Below are 12,972 nucleotides of genomic sequence, written 5' to 3' on the forward strand. Positions count from 1 at the left end.
CCGGAAAACTTAATTCCATGGCAATCCTCACAGTTGGTTGATTCATTTCCACTCCAGATTCTTTTTGCGCCCTCGCTGGCACAAAAGATGGGGAGGTGACTGAGATTAATTCTTCTATGGTTTCTACCTGTGCTAATAAACTTATTGGCTGAGGATCGTGGATATCTTGACTGACTAATAACCCAATTAATGGTCGTTCCCTCTGGATTAATTCTAAATTCTCTATGGATATCTCATCGAATTCCAGCCTTAAATCCTGAGTACCAATTCCCGTTACCATGGCTTTATAGGAGTAACCATCCCAGCCATCCCAGTATAACTGTGATACTGCCTGGACTTGTTTCCTTACTGTGCTTCTGACTCCCATTTTTTCGGCAATGGCAGGTTGGAATTCAACGAAGACTCGTTTGAGACTGGTGACAATAAATTTGAGGGATTCCCACGCATTGTCTTCTTCAATACGTGTCTGAGAATACCACTCCTGCACATCAGAATAGATGATTACTGTCAAATCGTCGATTTGGGTACGGGTGATATCGACAAAATCAATAAAAAGTTTGCAGTTAAGTTGACTGGTAGCGATAGCCCGAATTACTCGCCCTGTTAGTAGTGCCCGCGCCCCATAGTCTCCCTCTAATTCTACTTGAATTTCATCGGGGATATTGGGCCATTCCGATAGGAGAATTTGCACGCCTGTTTCACTGATATCGACTGTTTCTCCTGTCCAACTACTACCACCACTATGAATTAGTGCGGTTAGTTTTCGGGGTAAACGGTGTGCTTTCCGTAGTTGGGGTTGTTCAAAAGCAACTAAACAGGCGGCTAACAGAAGGAATAGGTTATATACGCACCATAGTGCATTGATTAAAACTGCTTGGGTATCTTCTGGAGAGAAGAATAGCCAAAAGGGTATTGCTAGTAAAGATGCAGCGGCGATAGCGCTAACAATGACTAGATATCGCACTGAGTCAAAGTCAAAGCTCCGTTTGGTTACTGTTAGTCCTTTGTCGGTTACGTTAAAGGAACCTAGTTTGGGATTGACTAGGGCTAAGAGGGTGACTATTCCTGCCTGAAATGACATCGCAAATTCAAATATTTCATTCCAGAATGAAAAGCGGACATGCTTATAAGGGATGTGGTTACTCTGCATCGATAGGATAATGTGGGGCAGACAGTAGAATAGTGTTTCTAATCCTAAACCTTGGACGGAGTTAATCCCGAATAAGAGAAATAATGGTGGGGCAATAGCGTACATCAAGCGGGGAAACCCGTAGAAGAAGTGGGATGTGGCGCTGAAATAACATAGTCGCTGGGGTAGGGTTAAGTTTAGTTTGGGGTTAATTAGTGGGTTTTCAATTCTCAGAATTTGTGCCATGCCTCTTGCCCAGCGGACTTGTTGTCCGACGTATGCGGAAAATTTCTCTGGGGCTAATCCTGCTACCATGATTTTGTCATAGTAGAAGGATTTATATCCTAGGGAGTGGAGTCGGAAGGCTGTGTGGCAATCTTCTGTGACTGTTTCTGTGGCAATTCCACCAACTTGTAGAGCGTATTCTTTGCGAATTACGGCGGCTGAACCGCAAAAGAAGGCGGCGTTCCAGAAGTCGTTTCCTTTTTGAAGTACTTTATAAAATAGTTCGTTACCTACAGGAATTTTACCTTTTGTGAGGAGATTTCTCTCAAATGGATCTGGATTATAGAACCAGTGGGGTGTTTGGACAAAGGCAAGTTTGGGGTCGAAAAAGAAGCCGACTACGTTTAATAGGAACTTTTTGATGGGCATGTGATCGCAGTCGAGAATTAGGACTAATTCTCCATCTGTGTTCTGAAATGCTGTGTTTATATTCCCGGCTTTTGCGTGGTCGTTATTGTCTCTTACTAGCATTTTTACGCCCAATTCGTCGCACATTGCTTGCAATTCAATGCGACGGGCTTTATATTTTTCGGCTCGCCCATCATCGAGGACATAAACTTGTTTTTTATCGGCGGGATATTCGATGGCTATCGCGCAAAGGGTTGTCTTTCTGACTATTTCTACGTCTTCGTTATAGGTGGGAATATATATGTCTACTTTGGGCCATTGTTCTAGTGGGTATAAGGTAATGTCAACTGGTTCTCTGTCTTTGATTTTGAGGGTTTGAAAGTAGGCGAGGACTAGGGTCAGAATTGCATAGAGTTCGGCAATCAATAATAATATGCTGAAGAACCCATTCAGGAGATCTTCTAAGTTCATTGTGTAGCTGACTCGGTAATATAAGTACCGGGCGGTTGACAGGAGGCTTAGTAGTACTAAAAATAGGTGGAGGTATTCGCTCTTTTTTTTGCTGGGGTTTTGTCCTTCCATTTGCAGAGCTAGTCGTCCGACTCCTATTAGTATGGTGGCGACTATTCCTTGTTGCCAAATGGCGGGACGGTTGACTATTAGTGGTCGTAATAATAGGATGAGGCAGATAATTAGTAATAGTAGCTGATTGTTTCCTAGCCACTGGAATAGGCGGTCGAATGTGTTTGGGATGCCCTCAACTACCCAGTTGGCTATTTTTTCTTTCTGTTTGGTTGTGAGCCATGGTTTTTTTAAGGGGTTGAGTTTCCACTTGGTTTTGGTTGTTGTCATAAGTTATTGGTTGTTGGTTGTTTGTTATTTGTTATTGGTTGTTGGTTGTTGGTTTGGGGGTATTAGTTGTTGCTTGGGGTTTCTTGACCAATAACAAGCAACAAACAACTAACAACAACTATTGTCCAGCTACTCTTTTTAGATAGAGTTGGACGATGCCGTACAGGATTAATGTGGCGGCGATCATCGCTGGTCCTAATAGGAACCAGCTTGTCTGGATCAGTTGGAGGAATTGATTTGGCAGGGGCTTTTTCTCTAGTTCTTCTTTTCGTTCTTGTTGGAGAAATTTCAGGTTATAGGCGTTGGGATTATTGCTATCTGTTTCGGCAACGTTGGCGCTAATTAATACTGTGTCTCCTTGAATTTGGTAGAATAGGGGGTCTTGGTGTAGGAGGTTTTGGACTTGTTCTAATCCTGTTTCTGTTTGTCCGGAAAGGGCGATTAGTACTCGTTCTCTTTCTTTGTTCCAGGGTGAGATTATTTCTTTGATGACACCATCGTTATCCGGGGTGGTTTGAATGTTGCTTTGTTTCAGTTGCCGGGTTGATGTTTCTTTTAGTTGAAATCCTTCTGATGTGAAAATTTCAGGAAAGGGGAAGTTTTTTTGTGTGCCGATTCCGACTAGGTGGTGTTTTTCTTTGATTTCTTGGGGCAGTGTGTCGGCTGTGTAGGCTGCTAGTTGGACTGAGGTGGCTTGGCTGAGTCTTCCTAATCTGGCACTAAATTCCAGAGCGGTCATCATGTCTTCTATTGTGGGGCTTTTGGGTAGTACAATTGCTGTATTTGATAGGTCTTGGGGTGCGCCAAAGGGGAATCCGTATTGCAGTAGTTTGAGGTCCGGTACTTGGACTGAGTTTGTCCGGTTGAGTTTGAAGCTGGTGTCGTTATGGAGGGTGCCCCAGAGTTGTTGATCTGTTACTTTGCTACAGGAACGTCTTTCTCGCGCATCGAGGCGAAAGTCTACTTGTATTTTTGAGGTGGGTTTGATTCTGTCTGGTGGTAGTTCGATTCTGAGGGTTTCTTTATTGCCGCCGTTGATTGATGTTAGTCTTTTGCCAATCAGGGCTACGTCATCTAGTTTTATTTCTACTAATGAGGTTTTGGCATTAATTTGTGGTCCGTAGCTGTAGTTGAGGGTAATGAAATTATTTGGCCCGAATTTGTCGTCTGGTAGGGCACGAAAGTCGAATTCTATAGGTGGTGAGTCGGAACCTCTGACAGTGATATCTTTGAGAGGTTGGTTGTTGCGATCTGTGAGTTCCCCCATTTTGAATTCGGGTTTGAGAGGTAGGTATCGAGGCCATTCTCTGGCTGGGGGGGATGGTACTGTGGTGAGGGTTTTGACTAGGATACTTTGACCTGTCCCGATTTTTTGGTCTTTGGATTGGACTAGAAATTGGATTGCTTTCGCTACGCCTGCGGGGGAGTTGCCTGTGGCGATTAGGATGGGGGTGGTGTTTTCTGTGGTGGTGGTGAGGATGAGTACGCCTACGTCTGGGGCTAGGGGTTTTTGTTTTTCGTCTAAGAGTTGGTTGTCTTTGATGGGTATGGGTAATTTGAGCGATTTTATGGCGCTTTGTTGGGTTGGTGTTCCGATGATGACTAGTCTTTCTGTGGTTTTTACCTCTGTGATGGTTTTAATGAGCCGGGTATTGAGGCGGCGGTAGTCGGCGATTCTACCTAGGGCTATTTGGTAGCGGTTAATGGTGGTTAGCCATTGGGAGTCGATTTTTTCTGGTAGGAGGTAGCTGATTTGGTTGGGATAGAGGCTGAGTTCGTCGAATATGGGGTAGGGATATTGGTTGAAGTTGAGTTCTATGGGCTGGGGGTCGTAGTCAAAGGTGATTTTTGAGTCGGGGAGTATTTCTGTCCAAAGGGATGGGTCGTAGGGGTCTTGGGTGCAGGTGGGGGAGTTGTTTTGCAGGGCGGCGATGGTGACTTGGTTGTAGTTTTGGATTTGGGCAAGGGGTACGTCGAATATGGCTGTCCCGATTTCTCCTTCTTTCCGGTTGAGGGGTATACTACCGAGGCTGGCTCCGTTGAGCATGACGGTGAGGTTACTCCGGGTGGCGTAGAGGGCGGGGGAGTGGCGATATTTGATTAGGGCTTTGACTGTTTTTAGTTTCCATTCTCTGGGTTTGGTAAATCCGAGTCTGGCTTCGTCGTAGATTCCTCGCAGGCTGAAGCGTGTCCCGACTACGGGGCTGCGGTTAAATTCTAAGACGTAGGGGTCACCTTTTTTGGCGGCTTTTACTTGTGAGTCTTTGGGGGTTATGGGTAGGTTTTTTTCTGGGCTTTGTCTTTCTTTTCTTTCGTCTACTGCGCTTTCTCGGTATGTTTCTGTTGATGGGGTTATGGTTGGACTGGGGGGGGTGTCACTTTGCGCTACCCCTAGGCTGGGAGTCAGGCTGGGGATGGTGGCGCTGAGGATTACCAGCCATACTAGGGGGTGATGGCGGCGATGCTTTTTTTCTTGGTGATGATTGGCTGGATTGGTGCGTTGACGTTTCATCAGGGGCTTTTGGGAGTCTGGTTACGAGTTGCTATTTGCTTGTTCGGTGTCTCTTCTTTTCGGTTGCTTGGGTGAAAGAAGACTACTTTTGCTTGATACAACCCTGACACAACCTAATCCGGATTGGCTACCTTTTGGCTGGAGGTTGGGAAAAAATCTGCAACTTGATGCCCCTGCTGTTTTGATATATGAAGTATTATAAAGTATTTTCGCCACCGCCTATGAGGTTTTTATGAGCAATTCCGCCCTTAGCAATGTTTTACTCCCGGCTGTATTTGTCTCTGGTGTGATCTTTTCTGCGTTAACTGTCCCCTTGGCTTTAATCAAATCTGAACCAGTTGTCGTGGAACTCCCGTCATTGGGTAGTATGGATATTCCACCTGTAGAAATTCCTCCTATCTTTGATGGCGATCATAAGGAGGTTGCGATTCCCTATATTGGATTTGCGATTATCATCAGTGTGGGAGGTGGGATGGCTACTGTTGAGGTTTATCGTCGGTGGCAGCAATGGCAGGAATCAGCGATTACAGAAAAAGAACAAGAGTCGTCAAATCAAAAGCCACAGGAGTTGAACTCAGAAACACTATCAGAAGGAATAGAACAACCAGAATATCGACCAGAAGTTTCTGCAATAGATCTTTCTCCTAATGAAGTTTTCAATAGTCCATCTCTCACTATTCCTAATAGTATTCTTGAATCGGTAGATGATACGATTGAAGGGGAGGAACAATGGGTATATCCGGAAGTGACTATTCCTGATACCTCTGTTTCCGCCGAACCCAACTTGCCCTCAGTTGAAGACGATCCCAATCTGGTTCAGTTTGATCCAGATCGTGAGATGGCTGATATCTCCTTTAACGACTTCAATCATAGCGAATCAGACCAACCTCACCAACCCCAAGCTGAAACTGTTACTCACAATCACTCCGCCAAGACTAAAATCCTTACATCCCGATCTGAGTACCAAACCTGTCGGATTGAACTACCCCATTTAAAGCAACGACTATTGACAATTCAAGTCAACGGTGAGTACTACAGCTTTTTGAGAATGGAACCAACTCAGCAGCAGATTCTCGAAGTCTTGGCGAGGTTAGGGGCAAGACTTCCGGAAACTCTGGTTACTAAGACAGAAAAAAGTTATGTCATTTGGGCTAAGGTAAACTATCCAGATCCAGCTCGACTTTGAGCTATTTGTTGCATCTTCACAAAAGACCATGCTATTATTACTCATACTGTTATAACAGCGACAAGCTGGTTCTAACGTATCTGGTCACTTAAATAATGGCACATACCCAGAAGCTAGAAATGCTGGAAAGAGACGATTATCTGAGGTTTCGACTGCCTGAAGCACTCAAGGAAAGATTTAAACTCTATTGTTACCTAAAGGGTATCACTATGTCTGATACTGTCAGGGAGATGATTGAGGAGGTTCTCAAAAATGAGGACTTAGAAAAACTCCTACAGGAAAAACTCTTACAGGAAAAACAGCGAGAAAACAGCCGTGATGAAACCGATGATTGAGTGGTAATTAGTCGGATAAACAGACACTGAAGCGTGTCAAGAAAGATTCAGAAAGTCGCATCAGCTAAGGGTGCGACCTAATTCTGATTGAATTTCTGTGAGGTTGTTTAATCGGAAGTTACCCCTACGGGGGGTACTTCCGTATTCCTTATTTCAGAACCCTAACCTCAATCGTACTAGCATTGAAGTTATAATTATTACCCTCCAACTCAATTGGCGTGCCAATTTTAATTTTGTTATTGCCAAATACCGGACCATCTGTAGTAATAGTAGCTTGACCGCTTAAAGTCATGATCATATCTGCACTAAAAAAATTAGATCGGGGATCGGGTAATTCTTTCACTGAGCCATCAGGTTGGGGTACAGCCAAAGTGCGCGGCAATTGTTTTACAGATTTGATGTTAACCTGACCGTAGGGTTGATTGCGAATGATAATATTAGTTTTCTTCTCTTCTTCAAATTGTTTAATCAACGCCTCTGGATTCCCCACACCTAAGCCTCGCACGATGACATCCACTTCTATGGGTTTTGTCTCATTGATTTGAGCTACTGAGCCTCTAGTACCGGGAAAGATAAAAATGCCTACAAGCACTAACATAATAACTAAAGCAGCACCTGCATCGAGAATGCTGACTTTACCGAATAAACGTCCTTTAGAATCCAAAATAGCCATAAACCATTGTTTGATGTTTTGGGTACAACAGAAAACTTACTTAAAATAATTAAACCGAATTAGAGTAGATTGCCAGTTGATGAAGTATATCAGAGAAACCCAGTTTCTTTGAGAAACCCGGTTTCTCTGTACCTCACATACCTGAAAATTGCTGTAACTCGCTTTAACATTTGCTTTCTCTTCCGTACTGCTGTGAAGGATATCAGGTGATTTTCAGTTGTACTGCATAACCCTCAACCTCTCAGAGATAGAAGTTGATAGCACTGTCCATTATCTATGACAAGTAACTCACATGAAGCGTCTTGTTTCCAGCATTCTCCTCACAGGCTTTCTGTGGAGCGCAGCTAATCCCCTCAATATTCTCCAGCCTCCGGCAGCAACAGCTCAATTTTCAGCACCTGGAGAATTATATTACACATTCTACGGTCAGCAGATTCCCCTCACCTTGCGATCTGATACGATCGCAGTATCCTTCAAAACTCAGGGCGGTACGAGGGGATTCAGTCAACCTCCTTATCTGCGACTCCAACAGGCGTTGCAAGGGGGTGGAGGCAATACCCGTGGGGGGACTCCTCCTGCTCAACCTTTAAATGTAGAAGTAACACCTTTAGGCGATCGCTATGCCCTAGTTAAGCTATTATCTGATACACTCAACGATCCCAATTCTGTAACTAAGCGAATTCAACAGGAACCTTTCGTTGAGAGTACCTTACCTGTCCTCACTCGCACAAGTGAATCTGAGCAATCAGGGACAACTGAACAAACTGTAATTCTACCCAATGAAATTGTCCTGAGTTTAGAGCCAGGAATGACGAATTTGCAACGAAATATTTTGCTAGATCGTCATAATTTAGAAATAGTTCGCTCTCTACGTTTTTCTAACAATCGCTATATTGTCAAATCCAAGTCGGTATCAGGAACCGCTGTTTTAAATGTAGCGAATCAACTTAATGGTTTAGCTGGAATCCAATCAGCAACTCCTAATTTTGTTCAGTCTGTCACCTCTGGCATTAAAGAACAGACAAACCATAATACTGCTCTCTCCCAAACACCGCAAGCAGTGGATAAATTGCGATCGAAATTAAGTAGTTTGCCCAAGCACGGTGAAACTCCCTATCCTACCAATATGTTACCCTTACAATGGCATCTTGATAGCACCTCCAGGCGAGGACAATTGCTACCGCGTACTGATGTTAGGGCGACAGAAGCTTGGAAAAAGAGTAATCGAGGGGATGGTGTAGTAGTTGCTGTGATTGATAGTTTAATTCAGTGGGATCATCCCGATTTAGTTAATACTGTCTACACAGTGGGTGATGTAAAAGATAAGTTACCCGGTGAGGTTCATGGTTGGGACTTTTCTGGAGAAGGTGAAGGAGATCCCGATACTCGCATTAGTGCTGATGAAGTTACAGCACTACAGCCGCAGTTTAAGAAGAGTTTTGAATTATCTAATGCTGATTTACTGAAAGAATACGAATTTCTCGCCTTTGAGTTTTCCGGGGGCAATCCGGATGCTTCGGAAGGAGAAATAGCTACTTTAATCCGGAATTATCTACGGAATGAAATAGCTGCCGAATTTCATGGTACTTGGTGTGCTGGCGTAATTGCCGCCCGCCCAGCAGATGAAACGGGGCTTATTGGTGTTGCTCCTAATGCTAAAATTTTACCTGTTCGCGTGTTTGGTTTGGGGGGTGAAATTACTACTGCATCATTAATTGAAGCTGTAGGTTATGCTGCATCGCGAGGGGCAGATGTGATTAATATGAGTTTGGGTAGTTTGATGCCGGATCGAGAATTAACGGATCAAATATTTGAAGTTTTGGATACTCATCCTAACTTAGTTATTATTGCTTCGGCTGGAAATGAAAGCGTAGATGGAGTGGGTTTCCCGGCGGCAATTCCTGGTGTATTATCAGTTGGGGCGACTAATATTTCAGGGAATCGTACTGTTTATAGTAATTATGGCGGACGATTGGATTTAGTTGCTCCTGGTGGCGATACTGAGCTAAATATGAGTGGGGGAATTCTCACTACTGGTGGCACTTGGGTGGATGGTTTTTGGCAGGGAATTCCTGTGCCAGACTATGCTTGGGGTGTTACTTTAGATCCGAAAGGGAAATATGTACAGGTGGAAGGAACTTCTTTTTCTGCACCTACTGTATCGGGTGTAATGGCGCTAATGAAAGGGGAAGATCCGGATCGTCGCTTAAGTCGCGATCGTTTAGTTAGTATTCTCAAGGAAACTGCTAGTTATGATGGATTAGCTATGACTAAAGCTGATGAGAATCAATATCGCTTACAAGCATCGATTGGTTTTGGCTCCGGGATGGGTTTTCCTTTTATTCGTCCATCGGGTATTTTTCCCCAACCTCGCCCTGTATCCTCTCAGGAATATTTCTTTGGTAGTGGGTTGGTAAATGCTGATGCGGCGGTGAAGAAAGTGAAAGGCGAGTAGTAATATTAGAAGTAAAGTCAAAAGTCTCAAATAAAGAGTTTTTATTTTAGACTTTTGACCAAGGTTATTCCGAGATGCGAGGATCTTCTCGAGGCGGATGCCAACCTACATCTACCCAATACTGACGAGACTCCTGAATAAAACCATCATTGTGAAAGTCATCATTAATGTCAAGACGATTGCAAGTTGCTCTACCTATGGGAGTAGTACCCAAAATTTTCAACCCGTCTCTTATCCAGATAAAATGGTCAATCCACTGCTGCTTTCGGGGATTAAATAAAGGAGTTTCTAGTTGAGTTTCCGGATCGATCCCTGTTGTGAAATTGTACCGACGTTCATTGCAGCGATGACAAGCTAATGCCAAATTATTGAGTTGATCAGATCCACCCAAAGATTGTGGTATTAAATGGTCGATTGTCAATGGAGATGTACTCACAAATTCAGGGGAGTGGCAGTATTCACAGCGGTTTCTCGCTCGTTGTTTGACAAAGATTCGAGTTGACTTAGAGACCATTTCAATTGAGCGGCAAGTTTAGAGTTAATCAAGGTAAAAATTCTGTCTAATTCTTTGATACCTTCAAGTTCAGCAACTTCATTTTCTGTCAGCAATCCAGCTTTACTTTTCTCCAAAAGAGATTCTAGGCGAAAGTGTAGATCGTCTGTAAACTTGAAAAGAATGACTTCATCTCGTTGACGGATCTGGAGTCCAGATCGCATTAAGAACGATGGGCTAATCATTAGTTGAGGAGTTGGCATAGTTTCACCATAACTCTGGGGCGATCTTTTCTATTATAGTCCATTTCAATTCCGATCTTGCACTATGCTCAATTGGGCAGTGAAAATCTCATCTATACAACTTGCACCTGCCGCTGTAGATCTGAAAGCCAATGGTTTCCATTTATTCTGCGCACAATCCGAATTTGGTTTGTATAGTTGCCAATTCCATTCACCAAGGATTGTCTCTCTCTTCCCCCACACTCCACACCAATCACCCGAAATAAGAAGAGTTTATTATAAAATTTACAAATACTGGACTTAGATGATATTATTCAAGCTGAAATTATGTGTTGAATTTTGAATTCCTTATGACACCTATACAAATTGTCGTCATTGTCGCTCTCTCAATCGTATCCATCAAATTTGTTGCCTCTTTCTTTGGTTATGGCAACACTCCTATTTTGAATAGTTTAGTTACTGTGATTCTTGGTGTGTTTGTCACCTTTGAATTATTTAAGTTAGTCGAAGCTCTAATGGTCACAGTTGGTTGAGGGAAGAGTATAATACTAAATGTCAAGTCTTTTTTGGCATAGCGAAGCCAGTAAAGCAAAAAGATAGCCAAGCCCTGCTCCGACAAAATCCGACTTAACATCCCATCACGGTACATTATTCTTAACGCACCTTACTTGGTATTTTGGATTAGGACAGGTTTGAAACACTCTTCAGAGCCAGAGCTACCTGATGGGAATTAGTTAGGAGTGCAAATAGAAGAGTCCAAATCCATTCCGGTGATAGGGAAAACCCTGTCCGAATATAAAACAGAGTCGGGTGGCTTAGTAGGCTAATTGCCGAAGAGTCGCCCGATTCAATGTTAAATAGAAACATTATCAGTCTATATCATAATGTATGTCTACCAAAAACCCAACCCATCTCACCATCCGAGCCGCTCAAGCACTACTCAAACCCTTCAACTGCGTTGATAGCAAAACAGTAACCTCAGAATCAGAAAAAGCCCAAATCCGCCAAGCAGTACTTTTACTTGCCGAACATTCCGATTTCCAAATATTAGGTATTTGTGCTGATACAGCCGAACAAGGTTTAGCCGCCCTCAAAACCTATTCCGCAGCATTAGGATACCAACCAGATCTCAATCTGATCCCAATTGACGAGCCAGTTTACATCAAATTTAATGGTAACACAGGATTGTGTTATCTAGATTCTTACACCGGAAAATATCGGGGAGTCTTAGTATCTTGCCAATCCTCATTTGAGGGGGGAATTAATGAAATGTATGGACATTTACCCATCGATTTATTTGAAAACCCTGAATAATATCAATTTATTTACAGATAACTAGAAACCGGGTTTCTTTAAGAAACCCGGTTTCTAATATGTACTTCATAAACCTGCTATCTGCTCTATCATTATCCTCATCAACGTAAAGCATACTTAAAATCACGCTTACCTTGATAACCTGTAAGATCTGCAAGTTCCTGTAATGTTTTCACGCCAGGATTCAATTTACCATTAATCTCCCAAGTTGGATAAGATTTAATTCCGGCATCGGCACAGATTTTTGTTTGGCTATTATCGTTACCAGGTTCAGCACAATCAAAATGCGTAATTTCCGCGTATGCTTCTTTGCCAAATAGTTCTTTCTGTTCGTGACAGTGAGGACACCAATAAGCAATATATTCCTTCACCCCTACTTTAGTTAAATGACTCGCTAGGGCAATTTCTGCTTCTCCAGAAGTCATCTTAATTTCCCAACCAACTCCCTCTTTTGGCGCACTAGATGGTACAGGAGGGATGATAACTTGACCTGATGCGTTCAATTCTTGTTTAAATCCAGGATTTGATGCCGCAGAATGAACTCCCACCGCACCAATTAAGCCCACCATCATCACTAAAATACCAGTGAAAAAAAGTTGTCCCATATCCTCCCAAGTTCGACCAATTATTGTGATGATAAATAAAGCTGTAGAACAGATAACCGAGAGGAGACAGTAGATACAAAATGCCTTAATTTCAAAAGCCATTAAATAGACTAAATAACCACTGAAAACCAGCATTGCCGTTGAACCAGCAAACAGCAGTAACCAAGTCGATTCCTCTACTGTAGCGCGTAATTTTTTGTTATCAGATGAGTCGATCAATTGGGGTGCGACAGCAAACAAAGCAATGGCAATATAAGCCAACATGCCAAACAAGCTTAAGGGTATACCAAAAACTTTGGCATAGTTACTACTCAGAACTGCTTGACAATTAATCGTACCAGTGGTAGGACAAAAAGCTGCTTCTTTAAAAAACCCAAATTCAACCAGAGTCAGATATAAAGTATCCAGAGTACCTACAAGAGCTATCCCACCAATAAGCTGACGGGACCAGCGATGAATCCAGGGAACTGAACGTCGGCGAATCATAATTAGTTGTTAGTTGTTGGTTGTTAGTTGTTGGTTGTTAGTTGTTGGTTGTTAGTT

Annotated in this window: 11 protein-coding genes; 5 read left to right on the plus strand and 6 right to left on the minus strand. The window is 43.0% G+C overall.

What is annotated here, in order from left to right:
• The coding region (locus NJ959_RS16730; protein WP_254012876.1) for a glycosyltransferase family 2 protein at positions 1-2,614 on the minus strand (2,614 nt) is incomplete at its 3' end.
• Between the two features lie 118 nt (positions 2,615-2,732).
• Positions 2,733-5,126: a cellulose biosynthesis cyclic di-GMP-binding regulatory protein BcsB gene (locus NJ959_RS16735; protein ID WP_254012877.1), complete on the minus strand. Its 2,394-nt coding sequence runs from the start codon at positions 5,124-5,126 to the stop codon at positions 2,733-2,735.
• 232 nt (positions 5,127-5,358) lie between these two features.
• Here NJ959_RS16735 and NJ959_RS16740 point away from each other — a divergent pair, with 232 nt between their 5' ends.
• Together NJ959_RS16740 and NJ959_RS16745 are read left to right on the plus strand one after the other, a co-directional pair.
• Positions 5,359-6,312: a TetR family transcriptional regulator gene (locus NJ959_RS16740; RefSeq protein ID WP_254012878.1), complete on the plus strand. Its 954-nt coding sequence runs from the start codon at positions 5,359-5,361 to the stop codon at positions 6,310-6,312.
• A gap of 95 nt (positions 6,313-6,407) precedes the next feature.
• The gene (locus tag NJ959_RS16745) at positions 6,408-6,647 is read left to right on the plus strand and encodes a hypothetical protein (protein ID WP_254012879.1); all 240 of its coding nucleotides are present in this window, start codon (positions 6,408-6,410) and stop codon (positions 6,645-6,647) included.
• A gap of 148 nt (positions 6,648-6,795) precedes the next feature.
• Here NJ959_RS16745 and NJ959_RS16750 read toward each other — a convergent pair whose 3' ends face one another.
• Complete coding sequence (locus NJ959_RS16750; protein ID WP_254012880.1) at positions 6,796-7,320, minus strand: DUF4330 domain-containing protein; 525 nt, start codon at positions 7,318-7,320, stop codon at positions 6,796-6,798.
• A gap of 292 nt (positions 7,321-7,612) precedes the next feature.
• On the opposite strand from NJ959_RS16750, the gene NJ959_RS16755 reads away from it, so the two are divergent.
• Positions 7,613-9,775 carry a S8 family peptidase gene (locus tag NJ959_RS16755; protein WP_254012881.1) on the plus strand — a complete coding sequence of 721 codons (2,163 nt, stop codon included), beginning with the start codon at positions 7,613-7,615 and terminating at the stop codon, positions 9,773-9,775.
• A 64-nt stretch (positions 9,776-9,839) separates the two neighbouring features.
• Here the strand turns inward: NJ959_RS16755 and NJ959_RS16760 are convergent, their stop codons facing one another.
• Both NJ959_RS16760 and NJ959_RS16765 read right to left on the minus strand, forming a co-directional pair.
• Positions 9,840-10,289 (minus strand): HNH endonuclease, encoded by a 450-nt coding sequence (locus tag NJ959_RS16760; RefSeq protein WP_256529327.1) that lies wholly within the window; start codon positions 10,287-10,289, stop codon positions 9,840-9,842.
• On the minus strand, positions 10,208-10,531 hold the full coding sequence (locus NJ959_RS16765; protein ID WP_254012883.1) for a hypothetical protein: 324 nt from the start codon (positions 10,529-10,531) through the stop codon (positions 10,208-10,210). Before NJ959_RS16765 ends, NJ959_RS16760 begins: the two co-directional genes overlap by 82 nt.
• A gap of 329 nt (positions 10,532-10,860) precedes the next feature.
• On the opposite strand from NJ959_RS16765, the gene NJ959_RS16770 reads away from it, so the two are divergent.
• Entirely contained in the window at positions 10,861-11,043 is a 183-nt protein-coding gene (locus NJ959_RS16770) for a hypothetical protein (protein WP_254012884.1), read from the plus strand.
• Positions 11,044-11,398: 355 nt separating this feature from the next.
• Positions 11,399-11,824: a DUF1824 family protein gene (locus NJ959_RS16775; protein WP_254012885.1), complete on the plus strand. Its 426-nt coding sequence runs from the start codon at positions 11,399-11,401 to the stop codon at positions 11,822-11,824.
• Positions 11,825-11,925: 101 nt separating this feature from the next.
• On the opposite strand, the gene NJ959_RS16780 is transcribed toward NJ959_RS16775, so the two are convergent.
• Complete coding sequence (locus NJ959_RS16780; protein WP_254012886.1) at positions 11,926-12,915, minus strand: vitamin K epoxide reductase family protein; 990 nt, start codon at positions 12,913-12,915, stop codon at positions 11,926-11,928.
• Positions 12,916-12,972: the final 57 nt, after the last annotated feature.

Source organism: Limnofasciculus baicalensis BBK-W-15 (assembly GCF_024178385.1).
GTDB lineage: Bacteria > Cyanobacteriota > Cyanobacteriia > Cyanobacteriales > Coleofasciculaceae > Limnofasciculus > Limnofasciculus baicalensis.

What these genes read in the sequence shown, in the direction of transcription:
- NJ959_RS16735 (WP_254012877.1), bottom strand. Translation starts at nt 5,126, where the DNA reads ATGAAACGTCAACGCACCAATCCAGCCAATCATCACCAAGAAAAAAAG.
- NJ959_RS16740 (WP_254012878.1), top strand. Translation starts at nt 5,359, where the DNA reads ATGAGCAATTCCGCCCTTAGCAATGTTTTACTCCCGGCTGTATTTGTC.
- NJ959_RS16745 (WP_254012879.1), top strand. Translation starts at nt 6,408, where the DNA reads ATGGCACATACCCAGAAGCTAGAAATGCTGGAAAGAGACGATTATCTG.
- NJ959_RS16750 (WP_254012880.1), bottom strand. Translation starts at nt 7,320, where the DNA reads ATGGCTATTTTGGATTCTAAAGGACGTTTATTCGGTAAAGTCAGCATT.
- NJ959_RS16755 (WP_254012881.1), top strand. Translation starts at nt 7,613, where the DNA reads ATGAAGCGTCTTGTTTCCAGCATTCTCCTCACAGGCTTTCTGTGGAGC.
- NJ959_RS16760 (WP_256529327.1), bottom strand. Translation starts at nt 10,289, where the DNA reads ATGGTCTCTAAGTCAACTCGAATCTTTGTCAAACAACGAGCGAGAAAC.
- NJ959_RS16765 (WP_254012883.1), bottom strand. Translation starts at nt 10,531, where the DNA reads ATGCCAACTCCTCAACTAATGATTAGCCCATCGTTCTTAATGCGATCT.
- NJ959_RS16770 (WP_254012884.1), top strand. Translation starts at nt 10,861, where the DNA reads ATGACACCTATACAAATTGTCGTCATTGTCGCTCTCTCAATCGTATCC.
- NJ959_RS16775 (WP_254012885.1), top strand. Translation starts at nt 11,399, where the DNA reads ATGTCTACCAAAAACCCAACCCATCTCACCATCCGAGCCGCTCAAGCA.
- NJ959_RS16780 (WP_254012886.1), bottom strand. Translation starts at nt 12,915, where the DNA reads ATGATTCGCCGACGTTCAGTTCCCTGGATTCATCGCTGGTCCCGTCAG.